The 18,840-nt window shown below is 41.9% G+C and carries 18 protein-coding genes; 10 read left to right on the top strand and 8 right to left on the bottom strand.

Annotation, left to right across the window (positions count from 1 at the left end; all coding sequences use genetic code 11):
- Window positions 1-18: 18 nt before the first annotated feature.
- Window positions 19-231, bottom strand: a complete 213-nt coding sequence (locus Aso01_RS00710; protein WP_004938831.1) for a heavy-metal-associated domain-containing protein — start codon at window positions 229-231, stop codon at window positions 19-21.
- 7 nt (window positions 232-238) lie between these two features.
- Window positions 239-2,632: a heavy metal translocating P-type ATPase gene (locus Aso01_RS00705; protein ID WP_004938829.1), complete on the bottom strand. Its 2,394-nt coding sequence runs from the start codon at window positions 2,630-2,632 to the stop codon at window positions 239-241.
- A 65-nt stretch (window positions 2,633-2,697) separates the two neighbouring features.
- Here Aso01_RS00705 and Aso01_RS00700 point away from each other — a divergent pair, with 65 nt between their 5' ends.
- The 4 genes from Aso01_RS00700 (at window position 2,698) to Aso01_RS00685 (ending at window position 7,552) form a co-directional block, all read left to right on the top strand.
- The gene (locus Aso01_RS00700; RefSeq protein ID WP_004938826.1) at window positions 2,698-3,084 is read left to right on the top strand and encodes a metal-sensitive transcriptional regulator; all 387 of its coding nucleotides are present in this window, start codon (window positions 2,698-2,700) and stop codon (window positions 3,082-3,084) included.
- A 92-nt stretch (window positions 3,085-3,176) separates the two neighbouring features.
- Window positions 3,177-3,536 carry a hypothetical protein gene (locus tag Aso01_RS00695; RefSeq protein ID WP_004938825.1) on the top strand — a complete coding sequence of 120 codons (360 nt, stop codon included), beginning with the start codon at window positions 3,177-3,179 and terminating at the stop codon, window positions 3,534-3,536.
- Window positions 3,537-4,115: 579 nt separating this feature from the next.
- Window positions 4,116-6,755, top strand: coding sequence for a bifunctional aconitate hydratase 2/2-methylisocitrate dehydratase (locus Aso01_RS00690; protein WP_004938822.1), 2,640 nt, complete (start codon window positions 4,116-4,118; stop codon window positions 6,753-6,755).
- Between the two features lie 71 nt (window positions 6,756-6,826).
- Window positions 6,827-7,552 carry a hypothetical protein gene (locus tag Aso01_RS00685; RefSeq protein ID WP_004938821.1) on the top strand — a complete coding sequence of 242 codons (726 nt, stop codon included), beginning with the start codon at window positions 6,827-6,829 and terminating at the stop codon, window positions 7,550-7,552.
- A 125-nt stretch (window positions 7,553-7,677) separates the two neighbouring features.
- Here the strand turns inward: Aso01_RS00685 and Aso01_RS00680 are convergent, their stop codons facing one another.
- Together Aso01_RS00680 and rbsK are read right to left on the bottom strand one after the other, a co-directional pair.
- Complete coding sequence (locus Aso01_RS00680; protein ID WP_004938816.1) at window positions 7,678-8,163, bottom strand: Lrp/AsnC family transcriptional regulator; 486 nt, start codon at window positions 8,161-8,163, stop codon at window positions 7,678-7,680.
- Between the two features lie 273 nt (window positions 8,164-8,436).
- On the bottom strand, window positions 8,437-9,366 hold the full coding sequence (gene rbsK, locus Aso01_RS00675; protein WP_004938810.1) for a ribokinase: 930 nt from the start codon (window positions 9,364-9,366) through the stop codon (window positions 8,437-8,439).
- A 266-nt stretch (window positions 9,367-9,632) separates the two neighbouring features.
- Here rbsK and Aso01_RS00670 point away from each other — a divergent pair, with 266 nt between their 5' ends.
- The 4 genes from Aso01_RS00670 (at window position 9,633) to Aso01_RS00655 (ending at window position 13,900) form a co-directional block, all read left to right on the top strand.
- The gene (locus tag Aso01_RS00670; protein ID WP_004938807.1) at window positions 9,633-9,980 is read left to right on the top strand and encodes a hypothetical protein; all 348 of its coding nucleotides are present in this window, start codon (window positions 9,633-9,635) and stop codon (window positions 9,978-9,980) included.
- Between the two features lie 671 nt (window positions 9,981-10,651).
- Window positions 10,652-11,902, top strand: a complete 1,251-nt coding sequence (locus tag Aso01_RS00665) for a NupC/NupG family nucleoside CNT transporter (protein WP_004938801.1) — start codon at window positions 10,652-10,654, stop codon at window positions 11,900-11,902.
- A 124-nt stretch (window positions 11,903-12,026) separates the two neighbouring features.
- A complete protein-coding gene (locus Aso01_RS00660) occupies window positions 12,027-12,878 on the top strand; it encodes a 2OG-Fe(II) oxygenase family protein (protein ID WP_004938797.1) in 852 nt (283 codons plus the stop codon).
- 74 nt (window positions 12,879-12,952) lie between these two features.
- A complete protein-coding gene (locus tag Aso01_RS00655) occupies window positions 12,953-13,900 on the top strand; it encodes a nucleoside hydrolase (RefSeq protein WP_004938794.1) in 948 nt (315 codons plus the stop codon).
- 31 nt (window positions 13,901-13,931) lie between these two features.
- On the opposite strand, the gene Aso01_RS00650 is transcribed toward Aso01_RS00655, so the two are convergent.
- Complete coding sequence (locus Aso01_RS00650; RefSeq protein WP_004938790.1) at window positions 13,932-15,137, bottom strand: MFS transporter; 1,206 nt, start codon at window positions 15,135-15,137, stop codon at window positions 13,932-13,934.
- A 423-nt stretch (window positions 15,138-15,560) separates the two neighbouring features.
- Here Aso01_RS00650 and Aso01_RS00645 point away from each other — a divergent pair, with 423 nt between their 5' ends.
- On the top strand, window positions 15,561-16,481 hold the full coding sequence (locus tag Aso01_RS00645) for a LysR family transcriptional regulator (protein WP_004938788.1): 921 nt from the start codon (window positions 15,561-15,563) through the stop codon (window positions 16,479-16,481).
- Window positions 16,482-16,596: 115 nt separating this feature from the next.
- On the opposite strand, the gene Aso01_RS00640 is transcribed toward Aso01_RS00645, so the two are convergent.
- Complete coding sequence (locus Aso01_RS00640; RefSeq protein WP_004948191.1) at window positions 16,597-17,049, bottom strand: DUF441 domain-containing protein; 453 nt, start codon at window positions 17,047-17,049, stop codon at window positions 16,597-16,599.
- A gap of 203 nt (window positions 17,050-17,252) precedes the next feature.
- Here Aso01_RS00640 and Aso01_RS00635 point away from each other — a divergent pair, with 203 nt between their 5' ends.
- A complete protein-coding gene (locus Aso01_RS00635) occupies window positions 17,253-17,957 on the top strand; it encodes a pseudouridine synthase (RefSeq protein WP_004938780.1) in 705 nt (234 codons plus the stop codon).
- Here Aso01_RS00635 and Aso01_RS00630 read toward each other — a convergent pair.
- Together Aso01_RS00630 and Aso01_RS00625 are read right to left on the bottom strand one after the other, a co-directional pair.
- The gene (locus Aso01_RS00630) at window positions 17,950-18,393 is read right to left on the bottom strand and encodes a GNAT family N-acetyltransferase (protein ID WP_004938777.1); all 444 of its coding nucleotides are present in this window, start codon (window positions 18,391-18,393) and stop codon (window positions 17,950-17,952) included. The two genes, Aso01_RS00635 and Aso01_RS00630, sit on opposite strands and share 8 nt — an antisense overlap.
- 93 nt (window positions 18,394-18,486) lie before the next feature.
- Window positions 18,487-18,828, bottom strand: a complete 342-nt coding sequence (locus Aso01_RS00625; RefSeq protein WP_004938774.1) for a type II toxin-antitoxin system RelB/DinJ family antitoxin — start codon at window positions 18,826-18,828, stop codon at window positions 18,487-18,489.
- Between the last annotated feature and the right edge of the window lie 12 nt (window positions 18,829-18,840).

Raw genomic sequence — 18,840 nt, 5'->3', positions numbered from 1 at the left:
TTTTTTATTGAGATGCATTTAGCTCACCACATCAAAACCCAAGTCTTCAATTGTACTTACAAGGGTATCTCGATTGAGTTCCTGTGCGGCATCGTTATACACCTTAACTTCGGCCAAAGCGAGATCGACCTCAACATTTTGAACGTGCTCAAGTGCAGAGAGAGCAGACTTGATCTTACTTGAACATCCACCACAGGACATTCCTTCAACATGAAAAATATAATGCGACATGATCACTTCACTCCGAAGGAAAAGGGCGTGGTTTCCAGCGACGCAAAAGCAGAGAGTTCGATAATACCGAAACCGAACTGAGTGCCATCGCAGCGCCTGCCAGCACTGGATTTAGTAAACCCAGTGCTGCCAGAGGAATACCAAGCGAGTTGTAAATAAAGGCAAAGAAAAGATTCTGTTTAACCTTAGATAAGGTGGCTTGAGACAAGTCAATTGCGTGAATCAAGCCGCTGAGTTGATTGCGCATCAGCACCACATCGGCCGCTTCAATTGCAATCTCAGAACCTGCACCAATTGCAAAAGCAACATCTGCTGTAGCAAGTGCTGGTGCGTCATTAATTCCGTCACCAACCATTGCAATCCATTTACCTGGTTGCTTCAAACGCTCGATTTCACTGAGTTTATCTTGAGGTAAAACGCCTGCGATATAATGTTGAATCTCAAGTTGTTCAGCAACCACTTGTGCAACACGTGCGGTATCACCAGTCAGCATAATGACGTCAATACCACGGGCCTTCAGTGCGGCAATTGTTGATCTTGCATCTGGACGAATTGAATCGTGTAATCCGACATACCCCTGAATCTGGCCGTTTATGGCAAGACCAATTACAGTTTGCCCTTGCGCTTCAAATTTTTCGATCAATGCTTGATCAAGCTGAACATCATGGTGAGCTAATAAGCGAGGCGATCCGAGTAGAACACGCTGTGAATCAAGTTCAGCTTGAATACCGTGACCCGGTAAAATTTCAATATTTTGCACAGGATTTGATTCGATATTCAGCTGCTGGGCATGATCAACCAATGCGCGAGCAATAGGATGTTCGGAATGACTTTCAAGCGCGCTGATAACTGACCAAAACACTTTGGTTGTAATAGACGCTTGTATGGTGGTGCTGGCCACCACTGGCGTACCTTGCGTGAGTGTACCTGTTTTATCGAGCACGAGCGTGGTGATGCGCTGAGCATGCTCAAGTGCCTGTGCATTACGAAACAAGATACCTGATTGCGCCCCGCGGCCTGTGCCCATCATAATCGCTGTGGGTGTTGCGAGTCCGAGTGCGCAAGGGCAGGCAATCACCAAAACAGCAACTGCACTGATCAGACTGGTTGTAAATGTATCTGTAAACCACCATGTAAAGCCAAAGGTGAGTACACTGATAGTAAGAACAGCAGGAACAAAAATTGAAGAAATTTGATCGGCAAGGCGCTGGATTTCTGCTTTTGAACCTTGAGCCTGCTCCACCATGTGCACAATTCGGGCAATCATGGTGTGTTGACCAATACCAGTGGCACGAACTTTCAGTACGCCATGGTGGTTTACTGTTCCTGCAAAAAGTGAATCATCGGGCTGCTTGGAAACCGGCATGCTTTCACCCGTGAGCATTGCTTCATTTACTTCAGAATTGCCCTCAATAATTATTCCATCTACCGGAATGCTTTCTCCAGCACGAACAATAAAAATATCATTAAGCGCAAGCTGATCGACATCCACATCAATAATTTGACCATTGATCTCTTGATGTGCCTGTTTTGGCTGTAAATTTAACAGCTGCTCAATGGCTGCTCCAGTTTTGGCTTTGGCACGTGCTTCAAGTAATTTACCTAATAACACAAGGGTAATAATACTGGCACTGGCTTCGAAATAGACATGCTCTGATAAGTTGAAAAACAAAACAACACTACTAAACAAATACGCGGCACTGGTACCTAAAACCACCAATACATCCATATTGGCAGAACCGCCTCGTACTGCATTCAAGGCATGCTTATAAAAAAAACGACCACACCAAAACTGTACGGGAGTAGCCAGTAGCCACTGTATACCTCGCGGAATAATTTCATGGTAGCCCAGCATCATCGCCAGCATTTCAATGAATAACGGAAGAGTAAATAATGCAGCAGTTAAAAATAGCCATTTTTGTTGTTTAAACTGGGCAGATCGATTGGCACTTTCGGTATCAATACCTGTCTTTTTTTGCTGAGCTGAAAATCCAGCTTTCTCAATGGTCGAGATAATCTCTTGTGGCGTAATCAAGCCCTCTACATAACGCACAGATGCCGTTTCGGTGGCAAAATTAACCTGAGCATCCAGTATTGGCTGGCGTTTGAGAACTTTCTCGATACGTTGGCTGCAAGCCGTACAACTCATGCCCTCAATGTTTAATTCAAGCGTGTTTTCATGAAGGGCAAAACCTGCCTTTTGAATCCCCTGAATCACGTCTTCTATCGAACTGGCGCTGCCTTGCAAACGTACTTGTGCACGCTCATTGGCGAAGCTGACCTCGGCGTGAACATCTGGTAAGCGATTCAGGACTTTTTCAATCCGCATGGCACAAGCTGTGCACGACATGCCGTGAACAGGAAGATTAAAGTGACGCACTTGATGTGTATGTACTGACATTTTAATTTCCTGTAAAATAAAATCAATAATACCCCAATGGGGTATATTTGTGAAGGACTCTCAATATGTCAAAACCTCAATCCGGCACCTCGAAGCACAACACATCAGAGGCTGATTCAAGTACTCAGCTTTCAGCTTGTATGCAATGTGAGACATCTGAAACTCAAACTGGCCAAAGTCCGAAGCAGGTGATTCAACCGCATAAAAAAGCATTGCTGAATCGATTGAGTCGCGTACAGGGGCAAGTCAATGGCGTCAGCCAAATGATTGAAAATGATCGTTATTGTGTCGATATCATCACTCAAATTTCTGCCATTCGATCTGCGCTTGACGCAGTGTCTAGGCAATTACTTGACGATCACGTTAAAGGCTGTGTGCGCCGTGCGGTGTTAGATGACAATACAGACGAGGTCATGGATGAGCTTTTAACGCTCATTAAAAAAATGCGCTAGAAAATTGATCGTATCGCTATGAAAAACATAACCAAGTTCTAGTTGGGAAAATAACTAAATTTCAGTATCATGATTTGCAAAGGAGAGCGTTCATGAAAAAATTTCTACCGTTGACTGTCTTGGTTGCACTGGTTGGCTGTGGCGAAAAAAAACCACTTACCCCTGAAGAACAGTGGCATGGCTACTGTACCAGCATGGGCAATGCGGCGCGTTCAATTTTGCTCGATCGTCAAAATGGCATTCAGAAAACACAAGCCGTTGAACATGCCAATAAAATTGAAGAGCCGTTCACCAAAACTTTTATTTTAAGTATTGTTGAACAGGTGTATGCACTGCCACAACAGCAAGTGACGGATAAGCCAGATGCAATCCGTGAGCAGATCCGAACTGAAGTGACGCAAAAATGTTTGGTAACTCCACACGATAAAGTGCCAAATTACAAGCAGTTCTAATTTTAAGAGATAAGCTTAATTACTTTATAAAATAATGCCATATGATTGATTCGCCCATGTTGGCGAATCGTCTTTGAATAAAATAAAGCAACCACATGATCGATTGGAATTCTGATTAATTCAGATCACTGGGCCTGACAATTCTACAGTTTAAAACAATTTTGATTATTGCATCATGTCTAACACGGCTTTCCTCATATTTGACATTGTGTTTGCTAAAAATTCACTCTTTTTATTGGCACACTCGTGTAGATAAATAGATGATTTCTTTTAAAGGATCTGCAAGGTGGATATCGCATTTCATGATTAAATCATGCATGATGCATCTGCATTTTGATGAATGCAAAAGGGAGCAAAAAATCAGGAAGCAATTGCAAGAACAAAAAGTATTTTGAATGGTTTTAAGCGCTGTTTAGGGTGTACTACTATTTCGCTATAAAATAACGAGAATCACGGAGAAATACGGTCCTTGCATTAACTTTTCACTTGATTTTTAGTAAAATTTTGCTGTCCATATTACTTGTGAAGCTTTAATAAGCAGGAATTCACAAGTAAATTTTTAAAAAGAGGAATAACACTGTGCTAGAAGCTTACCGCCAACACGTTGAAGAGCGTGCCGCACTCGGTGTACCACCGAAGCCACTTGATGATGCTCAAACTGCTGACTTAGTCGAATTACTTAAAAACCCGCCAGCAGGTGAAGAAGCGTTCCTCGTCGACTTGCTTGAAAATCGCGTTCCAGCAGGTGTCGACCAAGCGGCATATGTTAAAGCTGCTTTCTTGGCAGCCTTGGCAAAAGGTGAAGCGACCTCTCCACTCGTTTCGAAAGAACGTGCAGTGTATTTACTTGGCACCATGCTTGGTGGTTACAACGTTGCACCATTGGTTGAGCTACTGGATGATGCCCAACTCGGTGCTTTAGCAGCAGATGCACTGAAAAAAACACTTCTTGTATTTGATGCATTCCATGATGTGGCAGACAAAGCAAAAGCGGGTAACACTAACGCGAAAGCAGTTTTGCAATCTTGGGCAGATGCTGAGTGGTTTACCAGCCGCAAAGACGTACCAGAAGAAATCAAATTAACCGTATTTAAAGTGACGGGTGAAACCAACACTGACGACTTGTCTCCAGCGCAAGATGCTTGGAGCCGTCCGGATATCCCATTACACGCAAATGCAATGTTGAAAAACGAGCGTGATGGCATCAACCCTGAAAAACAAGGTGAAATTGGTCCACTAAGCCAAATTAAAGAACTTATTGCGAAAGGCAATCAAGTTGCTTATGTTGGTGATGTTGTGGGTACAGGTTCATCTCGTAAATCTGCAACAAACTCTGTGCTTTGGTTCTTCGGTGACGAAATCGCGCACATTCCAAACAAGAAAGACGGTGGTTACTGCTTAGGTTCTAAAATCGCGCCGATTTTCTTCAACACCATGGAAGATGCTGGTGCGTTACCTGTAGAGATTGATGTTGCCAACATGAACATGGGCGACGAAATCGTTCTTAAGATTGATCATGCAGCGGCGAAAGTCACTGCGTTCAAAAACGGCGAGCAAATTGCTGAATCTGAACTTAAAACGCCAGTACTTCTAGACGAAGTACGTGCGGGTGGTCGTATTAACTTGATCGTAGGTCGTGGTTTAACTGCGAAAGCGCGTGAAGCTTTAGGTCTTGAGCCATCTACATTATTCCGTACGCCAGTACAACCTGCTGCAACAGGCAAAGGTTTTACTTTGGCTCAGAAAATGGTGGGTCGCGCTTGTGGTCTTCCAGAAGGTCAAGGCGTTATTCCGGGTACTTACTGTGAACCTAAGATGACGACTGTTGGTTCTCAAGATACCACTGGTCCAATGACACGTGACGAGTTAAAAGATTTGGCTTGCTTGGGCTTCTCTGCTGACTTGGTTATGCAATCGTTCTGTCACACTGCTGCTTATCCAAAGCCAGTCGACGTACAAATGCAACACACATTGCCAGACTTCATCATGAACCGTGGTGGTGTGTCGCTTCGTCCAGGTGACGGTATTATCCACTCTTGGTTGAACCGTATGTTGCTTCCAGATACAGTCGGTACTGGTGGTGACTCACATACACGTTTCCCAATTGGTATTTCGTTCCCAGCGGGTTCTGGCCTTGTTGCGTTCGCGGCAGCGACTGGGGTTATGCCACTTGATATGCCTGAATCTGTACTTGTGAAGTTTAAAGGTAAAATGCAGCCTGGTATCACGCTACGTGACCTTGTACATGCAATTCCTTACTACGCAATTAAAGAAGGCGATTTGACTGTCGAGAAGAAAGGTAAGAAAAACATTTTCTCTGGTCGTATCTTAGAAATCGACTTGTCGGAAATGGAAACAGACTTGACCGTTGAGCAAGCATTTGAATTGTCTGATGCGTCTGCTGAACGTTCGGCAGCGGGTTGTGCAATCACTCTTTCTGAAGAGAAAGTAGCTGAGTACTTGCGTTCAAACATTACCATGTTGAAATGGATGATTTCACAAGGCTATGGCGATGCACGTACAATGGCGCGCCGTGTTGAAAACATGGAAAAATGGTTGGCTAATCCATCACTTCTTAAAGCGGATGCGGATGCTGAATACACCAAAGTGTATGAAATTGATCTTGCAGACATCAAAGAGCCGATTCTTTGCTGCCCGAACGACCCAGACGATGCGAAACTTCTTTCTGACGTTCAAGGCGACAAAATTGATGAAGTGTTCATCGGTTCTTGTATGACCAACATTGGTCACTTCCGTGCAGCGGGTCAGTTGCTTGAGAAAGTACCAAGTGGTTCATTAACAACTCGTTTATGGTTGGCACCACCAACACGTATGGACGAACATCAGTTAATGGAAGAAGGTTTTTACAATACTTATGGTCGTGCTGGTGCGCGTACTGAAATGCCAGGTTGCTCACTATGTATGGGTAACCAAGCACGTGTTGCACCAAATACTACAGTTGTATCGACTTCTACACGTAACTTCCCGAACCGTTTGGGTCAAGGCTCTAACGTATACTTGGCATCTGCCGAGCTTGCATCTGTTGCTGCTGTACTTGGTAAATTACCAACGCCAGAAGAGTACCAACAATATGCAGCACAAATCGACAGTATGTCTGCCGATATCTACAAGTATTTGAATTTCGACCAAATGGGCGAATATACCAATGCTGCTGATCAAGTAGATACCAAGAAAATTGCTGCGGCTCAGTTAACTTAATCGATTGATGATTGAGTTTAAATGAGTTAATAATAAGGGCTGATAAATCAGCCCTTATTATTTTAGAAAAAATGAAAAATTTCGATTGTTTAAGACAAGAATATCTGGATATATTAAGAAAAATAGATGAATCTTTCTTCAATACAAATCATGAAAATAGTAAAGTGACAGAAGGTTTATCGGGTTTATTTCTAGCTAGTGAACCAGATAACTATTGGAATGCTAAAAATAAAATTATGATAATAGGTGCAGAGACTAGAGCATGGAATATTAACTTACAGCAAGATTATTCCCTGAATGAATATTTATCAGAATCAATAAAAAAGAATAAAAATTTTTTTAAAAAAATGTTGAGTGAGCCTAGAAGTAAAAAAATCACTTTCCATGACTTTACTAGATCTATTGCAGATCATTCGGGGAGTGATGGGCTAGTTTATTGCAACTTATTTTGCTTTTCTTGGAAAGAAAAAAGTCCAATAAACTCTAAATACTTTTCTTTCATTAAAGATCTCTCTTTCGAGCTTTTAAATGCGCAGATAAATTATTTTGAACCTCATATTATTATTTTTGCAAATGGTAGTCAAAATACAGTTTATCGAAGAGAATTATTTAATCCATGTTTTTACTCAGAGGGAAAGCATTATGCTGATCAGGGCATCAGTAAAAATCAGCTTTATCAATTTATCTACAAGAAGAAAATTATATGCTATAAAATACAACACCCATCTACCATTCGTGGAAAGAGTTTAGCTAAAGCAGCTCGTGTTAAGTTGCTTGAATTGTTACCTATAAAATAATAAAAAGCCCCGCATATTAGCGGGGCTAGTCGTATACGAATCAAGTCGTATACTGTATGAGGCTCATCTCAAACTGCGCGTATTAAATCATATTTAGCTGTCAGTTGCAGCAACTATCTTCAACATTATTCAATCAGCATAAAATCTGCGGTATGCGCCAATTTTAATGGGCGTAGTGCAAAAGTCGAACGTGTATGCCGAATTCCTTTAATGGAATAAAGTTTCTTTCTTAAAAACCGCTCATAGTGTTCTGAATCCTTCACCGCAACTTTTACAAGATAATCATATTCTCCGGTAACCAAATGCGCCTCAATCACTTCTGGAATTTCTGCAAGTGCTTCGCTAAAGTTTTCGAGCATTTCATCGTCATGCCGTTCGAGTGTAATTTCAATAAAAAATAATTCATTAATTCCAATGGCTTTGGGATTAATGTTAGCAGTATAACCATCGATAATTTTAAGTGATTCAAGCCGCTTTAGTCGTGTCCAGCAGGGTGAGGATGATAAACCGACCTCTTCGGAGAGTTGTGCAATCGTGAGTCGGCCATTACCACGAAGGGCAGATAAAATTTTCCGATCTGTACGGTCTAATGTGTATTCTGTGCTGTTCAAAATTTAAACCAAAGAAAATTATGCTGTATATTTTCAATATACATAAATTTTATGCTGTTAAAACTAAAAAAAATTGAATATTCGGAAAAATTTTTGAGAGCGTTCAAGTTAAGATGTTTTTATTCAATCAAAGTCATATGGGTAGTGATTTTGATGTGCAGCGAGTCTATTGAAAAGAAGGGTGCTTTTCAATAGGCTTGCTTCACGCGCTGAAATAGTAAAATAAGCATAAAAAAACGCAGAAATATCTGCGTTTTTTTATGCAAAATACATTTATCGAGATGCCAAAAAGTCATCAATTTCTTGACGCCATGGCACAGACGGCTGGGCACCAGATCGGGTAACGGCAATAGCGGCGGCTGCATTGGCAAAGCGTGCAGCGTCTTGTGCGGTTTTTCCTTCAAGAAGTGCCGTCACAAATGCACCGTTAAAGGTATCGCCTGCGGCAATGGTATCGATTGCATTTACTTTAAACCCTTCAATCAGTTTGCCCTGACCGTATTCACTCAGCCAAACACCACGAGAGCCCATAGTAATGACTACAGTTTTAATGCCTTTTTGATGCAACACATTTGCCGCTTCGGCAGCGTCGTGATCATCATGCACAATCACATTAGTAAGGCTCAAAGCTTCAGTTTCGTTGGGCGTAATAATATCGACCAAACGTAGTAATTCTTCTGGCAACTCACAAGCTGGCGCCGGATTTAAAATCACTTTTACGCCAGCAGCTTTGGCAAGCTTTGCAGCGTGCAAGATAGTCGCTAACGGTGTTTCAAGCTGTAAAAGAATTGCGCTTGAGCGTTGAATTAGCTCTGCATGCTGATCGATATACGCAATATCTAGCGCAGCATTGGCACCGGCATGAATACCAATAAAATTCTCTGCATGCTGATTAACAAAAATCAGTGCGACACCTGTGGTGAAACCTTCAACGGCACGTACTGCCTGAGTATCAATGTGGTCTTTGATGAGCTGGTGACGAATTTGTTCGCCCACGGCATCGCCACCTACACAGGCAATAAAACTGGTATTGGCGCCACTTCGGCCTGCTGCTACTGCCTGATTTGCACCTTTGCCACCAAACGCGACCTGATACTCCTGACCATTCAGGGTTTGTCCCGGATGAGGGAAGTGTTCAAGAGAAAGGATATGGTCAACATTGATGCTGCCAATTACAGTAAGCAAAGGACGGGTTGAACTCATTAGAAACTCTAAATTTAAAAAGCGGCGTATTATGCCTTTAATTTTAAGCGATGTATAATTTAACAAACAAGCGCTTAAAAAAAGTGGCCCATATTGCTGATTAGTTATTCAGCTTTTTTAAGCAAAGTAACAAAAATTAATAATGTTATCGTATTGTGAGAATGATATGCATAAGGAGGTGTTTTAAGACTAATTTAAGATAGAAATCCTAAAACGAATGAGTGGCATACAAACAATGATATTCTAGACTGTTGAAGGAGTCAGAGATGAATCTGCATTATACTCATAAGCCGAACTACTATTTCTTTGCACACAAACTTGTTTTGTTCCTAGAAAACTACATCAAGCATCATCCAAATCATGTGCAAGAAACCTTCAACCTAAATACGATTTATGATCTCTTTGATCATGATTTCGCTTCGAGCAGTACCAACTTAGAAGGTATTCTCAATATCGTGGACGAATACGTGATTGAAACCAATAATGGAAATGAACCATTGGTGAAATCTTACCATATCAGCCATGACAACCATATTTTAACTATCGATTTTAACAGTAACGCAATTGCGCATCTGGCACAGGGTAAAGTGATTACCTATCCAAAGGCGGCATAACAAATGAATTCTCCATGAAACAAGCACATTTCGTGCTTGTTTTTTTTGAATCTTAGTGCTGTACTCCGCTAAATTCATAAAATTAAATGTATAAAAACGATTCAATACGCACTGTTTTTTACCGTTAGTTCAAAAAAGGCAACGTCTTAGACCATCACTGGTATTCATAAGCAGAATTTTGTAATGCTATAAATTTTTATTATGAGTTTGATATAATTAAGTCACGATTATAAAAAGAAAAAAATAAAAAAATGCGATACTGCTTTTTAATTTGATCAAAATTGATCGGGCAGTCTAAAAAAAACATTCGAAATCTCTGCAAAATTTTGTTAAATTTACCGCCCGATAAATAGCCCAATTAAATATTTGTTTAAAAACAAATGCTTATTTTTAGGCTTTTTGCATTATTTGCCCCTTGTATAAAGCTGGCAAAATCATGATTGGTAAGATAATTTTCAGATTCATGCTGTTTTTTGAGATGGCATGATCTTTGTATTGTCTCCAATTCCTCATTTTACAAATCAGTGATTATGAAGCATCACTGAATGGCGCGATAAGGTAATTCGAGTACAGGGCGATCAGTAACGACATCTTGGTTTGTTTATACAGCAGGTACAACGATGTTGACATGAGTTGCTGGAATGGGGTGTGCTCAGGTTACGGAGATGAAAATGTTTGAATATCGTGGATTGATCGGTATTTTTATTCTTTTGTTGATTGGATATATTTTTTCCAATAACCGAAGCATGATTAAAGTGAGAACGATTTTACCGGCTTTGGGCTTGCAGTTCCTGCTTGGAATTATCATTTTGTATGTTCCATTAGGAAAATACATTTTTGAACAGCTTGCCAATGGCGTAAACCATGTGATTGGTTATGCAGATTCAGGTAGCGCTTTCTTGTTCGGTGCCTTGGTCGGCGATCAGATGAACACAGTATTTAATGGCGCAGGTTTTATTTTTGCACTGAAAGTACTGCCAACCATTATTTTTGTTACTGCCCTGATTTCGATTTTGTATTATTTAAAAATCATGACGGTATTTATTAAAGTACTGGGTGGTTTGTTTCAAAAAGCGCTGGGTATCAGTAAGGTTGAGTCCTTTGCTGCGGTGACGACCATCTTTATTGGTCAAAACGAATTACCAGCCGCGTTGCGTCCATTTTTGTTACGTATGAATAAAAATGAACTGTTTACCGTCATGTGTAGTGGTATGGCTGCTGTTTCTGGTTCGGTATTGGTTGGCTATGCCGGATTAGGCGTACCCATGGAATACTTATTGGCGGCTTCGCTGATGGCGATTCCTGGCGGTATTCTGTTTGCACGTTTATTGAGTCCAGCCACTGAGCCTTCAACTGTTGAAGTATCGGATCTTGAATTTGGTGAACAACGTCCATCCAATATCATTGAGGCCGCTGCGAATGGCGCCATGATGGGGCTTAAAATTGCAGCAGGTGTCGGAACCGTGATTATGGTTTTTGTTGGCCTGCTCAGTCTAGTGAACGGTATCTTCGGTTTCGTGGGTGGATGGTTTGGCTATTCAGGCTTGAGTCTAGATGCCATTTTTGGTTATGTCCTTTCTCCTTTAGCTTATGTGATGGGTGTAGACTGGAATGAAGCGCAGTTAGCAGGTTCTTTGCTTGGGCAAAAGCTGGTCATTAATGAGTTTGTTGCTTACCTAAACTTAGCGCCGCATCTGGCAGATCAGACCATTTCGGCACATACCGCAGCCATTATTTCTTTTGGGTTGTGTGGTTTTGCCAACTTCAGCTCGATTGGTGTAGTACTCGGTGCTTTTGGTATGGTAGAACCAAAACTGACGCCCGTATTATCTAAGCTTGCCATCCGTGCGTTGTTGGCCGCGACTTTGTCAAACTTGATGAGCGCAACAATTGCCGGTATTTGTCTAGGCTTTGCGCTCTAATTGCGTTGTCGCAGATAGTTTTAATGCATTCAGTTTTGACCAAATACTGACAAAAATAGCCGTATTTCATTCTATAAATACGGCTTATTTTTTGCTTCCATAAACACAATAACATGGAGTTCTTATGCACATTGCAACCATTGATTATACGCATCCCGAAGCAGGGGCTGCATTCGCACAGTCGTTACGTGAAACTGGTTTTGCTGTGATTATCAATCATCCGCTGGACTGGTCATTAATCCAGTCGATCTACACCGAGTGGCTGACATTTTTTAAATCTGAGTATAAAAACAATTACCGTGTTCGCCCCGAACAAAAAGGCGGATTTTTTCCAACCGACTTATCCGAAACAGCCAAAGGTGAAACGGTCAAAGATTTAAAAGAATTTTTTCATATTTTCCCTTCTGGTGTATTTCCTTCCGAATTATCAGCGCTGAGTTTAAATTATTATCAACAAGCATTCGGCTTGGCTAAACATCTTTTACAATGGATTCAAGAATTTACACCCGAGCATATTCGCGCTGCCTATAGTGAGCCGTTGCCAAGTATGATTGAGGGTGCGGAGGGTTTATTGCGCGTATTACGTTATACACCTGTAGCGACAGATCAAGATTATGTTCGTGCTGCTGCGCATGAAGATATTAATCTCATTACCATTTTGCCCGCTGCGACAGCACCGGGGCTTCAGGTAAAAAATGCAGCAGGTGAGTGGTACGATGTGCCTGTCGAGCCGAATTCACTGGTTATTAATATTGGCGATATGCTTCAAGAAGCGTCCCAGTTCTTTTACCCGTCGACCACCCATCGTGTGGTGAAATTCAAAGATCAAGATGCACAGCAAGAACGAATTTCGATGCCATTCTTTTTACAACCACGCGGTGATGTGGTGCTCTCGTCACGCTATACCGCCGGTGAATATCATGCAGAGCGAATGCGCGAACTCAAAGTAATCCAAGATGGCAAAATTTTGCTATAACGTTTAGATCGATTTATATATTGCGTTTAGGCTTGAGCACGAGTTCAGGCTGTTTTTAAAAAAAAGGTAGTGGAATGACTAATACACCTCGTCAAATTATTATTGATACAGATCCAGGGCAAGACGATGCAGTTGCGATCTTACTGGCGCTGGCCAGCCCGGAACTTGATGTTTTGGCAATTACGACAGTTGCTGGAAATGTACCTTTAAGTTTGACCAGCGTAAATGCCAGAAAAGTGTGTGAATTGGCTGGTCGTCCAGACATTCCTGTATTTGCAGGATGTGATCGTCCGCTCAAACGTCCATTAATTACTGCAGAAAATGTGCATGGCAAAACGGGTTTAGATGGAATTGAATTACCTGAACCGAAAATGCCGCTTCGTCCTGAGCATTCAGTCGACTTTCTGATTGAAACCTTTCGCCGTGCACCAGAAAAATCGATTACGATTTGCTCGTTAGGCCCAATGACCAACACGGCTCAGGCACTGCTCAAAGCCCCTGATATCGCCACGCGTATTGAGCGAATTGTCCTCATGGGTGGTGGTTTCTTTGAAGGCGGAAATATTACACCATCAGCTGAATTTAATATGTTTGTCGATCCTGATGCAGCAAAAGTTGTGTTTGCAGCGGGCATTCCACTCACCGTCATTCCATTAGATGTGACTCATCAGGCATTAACCTCAAAAGAGTGGGTGGATGGTCTGCGTAAAATGAACAATAAGGTTGGACCGGCTGTTGCAGCATGGACTGACTTCTTTGAGCGTTACGATATGGAAAAATATGGCTCGGAAGGTGCGCCATTACATGATCCATGTGTGATTGGCTACATGATTAATCCAGCGTTATTTACAGGCCGTTGGATTAACGTTGAAATTGAAACAGATAGCCCGCTGACTGTGGGTGCAACGGTTGCCGATTGGTGGAATGTGACTGGGCGTAAGGCCAATGCCGAGTTTTTACGTAGCATTGACCGAGATGCCTTCTTTCAATTACTGTCAGAGCGACTGGCGACTTACGCGTAATTGAAGTTGTATCAGCTATGATTAAACCCGATCAGTGTACTGCTCGGGTTTTTTTCTCAACTGCAAAGGCAATCAATAAAATAATCAGCCCACCTAGGCTGAGTACAAATCCCACCCAGATAGGTGCAATCCAGCCCATATTATGGCTCAATACCCAACCACCCAAATAGGCACCTAGTGCATTGGCTATATTGAAGGCAGAGTGATTCAGCGATGCTGCCAAGCCTTGTGCATCTCCGGCTACATCCATCAGGCGCATTTGTAATCCACCACCCAAACCCATCACCGTAATACCAATCATAAACAAGCCAGCAATGGCGGTGTATACGTTGTGCATCATGAAGCTGGCAGCAATAAAAGCCAGTGACGCACTGATGAGAACGCCAATAATGGTTCTATTGAGATTTTTATCGGCCAGCCAACCTGCCACCAAGCCGCCAATCACCATACCAATGCCCCAGATTGCCAAGGCAATCGGCACAATCTGAATACTAACTTTAGTATATTCAGTCAAAATTGGCGATACATAGCTATATACCGAAAACATGCCGCCAAAGCCAATTGCACCAACTGCAAGGGTCAGCCACATGTTGATATTTTTTAAACCGGATAGCTCACTTCGTATACTGGCCGTGCTACGGACTTGTATTTGAGGTACAAAAACTGCAACAGACACTAAGGTAACAAGGGCAATGAGCGCTGAAAATTCAAATCCTGAGCGCCAGCCAAACTGCTGGCCTACCCAAGTTGCCAGCGGTACGCCAAGTACGGTTGCAACGGTTAAGCCCATCATCATTTGCGCCACTGCAGATGCACGACGATTTGGCCCTGCCAGCTCTGCCGCCACTAAAGCGCCCACACCAAAGTATGCGCCGTGCGGAAAGCCTGCGATAAATCGCGAGACTAAAATCATATCCGGTGTTTTTGCCAGTGCAGTCAGTGCATTTGCAATGCCGTAAAATAGCATCAGGCCAAGCAGTAAAGTTTTACGTGGTACACGTGCACCCAAAATTGCAATGACTGGTGCACCAATTACCACACCAAGTGCGTAAGCACTAATAAAATGACCCGCTTGTGGCACAGTAATCTGTAGATCAGACGCAATTTCCTGTATCAGACCCATCGCGACAAATTCAGTGGTTCCAATACAAAAACCCCCACTGGCTAAAGCGAGAATGACCCAGAATAATGAAAATTGTCGGGCTGATCGAACAGAAGTGTTCGGTTTTAAAGACATAATAAAAAGACAAAATGGGAGAAAAAACAGTGAAAATTATAATGGAAAAAGAACATAAAAGCGAAGCGAACTCGGGCAAGAGGCTAGTGCGAATATCAACTTAAATTTAAGCATGAAGTGTTTGATTGACTTTATTGTGCGTGCAAATACGCTTGCTGAATTGAGGTCGGTTCAAGCCATCCATGATAAGATGAGTATTATTCATAATTCGGTTTTTTTATTGCCTTAGCGTTGTTCGATTTTATTGCATTAAATAATGCTGGATGTATAAATCAAAATACATTTAAAATTAGCTGTTTAGAATTAAAGAATCATCATGGGCTGTTTGTCATCCAAGCGGTTTCATTTAGATGAGATGCTGAGTCGGGAGCTAACGTTCACAAGATGTTTTCCCTTACGGTTGGTCATATATAGGTTATTTTCATGCTCGAAATTCGACATCTTAAAACTTTGTTAGCACTACGTGAGCATGGGTCATTGGTTGCTGCTGCAAATGATTTATGTTTGACACCATCTGCTATTTCTCATCAATTAAAAGAACTCGATCATTGGTATGGGGTCGAGGTGGTTAATCGGCGCAGTCGTCCAGTCACCTTTTCAAATGTTGGACAGCGTTTGCTGAAACTTGCAGATGATATTCTGCCGCAAATTCAGATTGCACAAAGTGATATCACCCGTATTGTGCATGGACAAACCGGTCGGATTATTTTTTCTTCTGAGTGTCATAGTTGTTTTGATTGGTTGATGCCATTACTGAATCAGTATCGCCAGCAATATCCTGATGTTGATCTGGATTTTGCCTCGGGCTTTGAAGCCAATCCACATGAGCTATTGCAAAATGCCGAATTTGATTTGCTCATTACCGCAGATCCGATTGCTCTCAAAGGGGTTGAGTATTTTCCTATTTTTGAATATGAGTCACGTTTGGTCTTGTCAAATACACATCATCTGGTGCGTGCTGAAAAAGTCACTGTGCAGGATTTAGCAGAGGAAACACTGATTACCTATCCGGTCGATAAGCATCGACTTGACATCATGGCGCATCTGTTTCTGCCTGCAAATATTCAACCTAAAGAAATCCGTACCACCGATCTGACTCAAATGCTGATTCAGTTGGTTGCAAGTGGTCGGGGTATTTCGGCATTACCAGACTGGGTGGTGAATGAGTACGAGCAAAAGGGCTGGGTGACGAGTCGACGTCTGGAGTGTGTGGCAGAGCAAGGGTTGCGCCGTACCTTGTATGCAGGCTTTAGAACTGAGGAAAAAGAAAAAAGTTATTTTGAAGGGTTTTTAAAGCAGTTAGCTAAATTTTCGCAAAAACGCACCAATTATTATGCTGCCTAAATATTCAAGTGCTAGATAGAATTTATTGAATCATCATGGATTTTTGTATAAGGCCATGATGATTCAATATGTCATATATAGATGTATTTGCAGCAAGTTTTACTGTCAAGCCTTATTAATTCCACAACACTAATGAGAGTAATCCTGCCGCAATCAGTGGCCCCACCGGAACGCCTCTTAGCAGCGCTACACCTGCAATGGTACCAATTAATAACCCTGCAATAATATCGGGCTGGCTACTCATGAGCTTGACGCCTCGACCGCCTAGCCATGCCACCAGTAAGCCAACGCCGATGGCGAGCAAAGATTTATAGCTAAAAAAGGACTTTAAAATACTTTCGCCACTGAGCTGACCGCTTGCAATTGGAGTCAGTACACCAATGGTCAAAATAATAATGCCAATGTTTAATCCATGTTGCTGTAAATAGGGGAAGAAAGTATTAAGCGGGGTGAGTTTAAATAAAATTAAAACGCCTACAGCAATGGTCACAGCTGTATTTTGGCTAAAAATTCCACAGGCTAGCAATACCAGTAATACAATTAAATTGACATCAAGCTGAGACAACATCATCAACATCTTTTTATCTAAGCGGGAGCTATAGTGTAGCGCGCTTTGATCATAAGATAAAAATAAACGCTTGATTTAAAAAAGCTGGTGTACTTAAAACAAACCTTAACGTCTGCATTTTGAGTGATAACCTCATTCAAGGCATTCACTTTTTTAGCTAATCCGTTAGACTATGCCGAAAATATATCAGGTAAATTTCGGCAATGCTTCTAGAAAAAATGTTGCAATCACAAGGCTTCGGTTCACGTAAACATTGCCAGCAGCTAATTAAAAATGGGCATGTGTCTATAGGCGAGGATACCGTTACCGATTTAAAGTTGCGCGTTCAGACTGAGCACTTGCAGTTCCGTGTATTTGGTGAATCGTATATCTATCGTGAAAAGGTGTATATCGCGCTCAATAAACCACAAGGTTTTGAATGTTCGCATCAACCTCAGCATCATCAGAGTGTATTCAGCTTGCTGCCAGATATTCTGATCGATCGTGGAATAGCAGCAGTTGGACGGCTCGATCAAGATACCACTGGACTACTGCTGTTGACCGATGACGGGCAATTTCTGCATGCCTTAACTCATCCTAAAAAACATGTCCCTAAGGTATATCATGTACACACGGCAGATCCGATTACTGAAGTTCAGCTGAGTCAGCTTGAGCAAGGGGTGGAACTACGTAATGAAACAGGGCTTTTCGCTGCGACCGCGGTTCAACAGCTTGATGAATATCATTTAAGCTTGACGATTCATCAAGGGGTATATCATCAGGTCAAACGCATGATCGCTGCGGTTGGAAATAAGGTTGAATCGCTGCACCGTCAGCAAATCGGGCAGTTGGTTTTACCTGAATTAGCACAAGGGGATTGGATCTATTTGTCTGATGCACAGATTCATTTAGCCAGGCAGTCTACCTAAGAAAACAGTGATAGGTTTGAAATTCCTGATCCAGCACAAAACCCATTTTTTGATATAAACGCATTGATTCGATATTGTTTTTTTGGGTTTCCAACGAGATTCTGAGCGCATTTTCATGGCGTGCAAACAAAATGGCAGTATCGATGAGTTGCTTTGCAGAGCCTTGACGGCGATAAAGTGGCGTAACATACACATCATCTAAAATATAATAGGTCGAGCAGGCGACAGATGAAAAGCCCAAATAAAGTAGAATAAAACCAGTAAAAACATCATTTTTGACATGAATAAAAATGACACTCTGTTTGTTTTCAAAGCGTTGTTTTAAAAAATCATAGGATTGCGTTAAGTTGGATGATGCGCCATAAAACTGACGGTATTCATCAAACAATACCGCGAGTTGATTTAAATCTTCTACAGTGGCTCGTCGAACGATCATGCGATTCTCCAGCTTTATTATTATGTGTCATAGAGAAGAAGCATAACCAAAATCAAATACGAAGAACGTTAAAACTTGTTTAAAACTGCAACATTATGGCGTTTGATCACTCTCACCGAGTAAGGCATTCAGCTCATCAAAAAGTGCTTCATGATCATCCATATGATCATCCATGAGTAGATCGCTATCGGCTTGATCATTTTCACGTGGCGTAACAGCGGCAGATTGCGACTTGATTTTACGCAATTTGAGGAGCTGTTCCATATCGATGTTTTGATTTTCAATTGCAAAGGGGATGGATTTGGTTAAAACCACCTGCTTGAAAAAAAGACGCACGGCTTGTGCCGGTGTAATCCCCAATTGTTTGAAAACAGCAAAGGCCTGCTTCTTTTCGTGTGAATCAAGTCGAACCTGATAAACTTCTGTTTTTCGCATGAATAAAAACCA

Source organism: Acinetobacter soli (genome assembly GCF_000760595.1).
GTDB lineage: Bacteria > Pseudomonadota > Gammaproteobacteria > Pseudomonadales > Moraxellaceae > Acinetobacter > Acinetobacter soli.
Note: the sequence above shows the minus strand (reverse complement) of the source record. Positions and strands in the feature narration are given on the sequence as shown.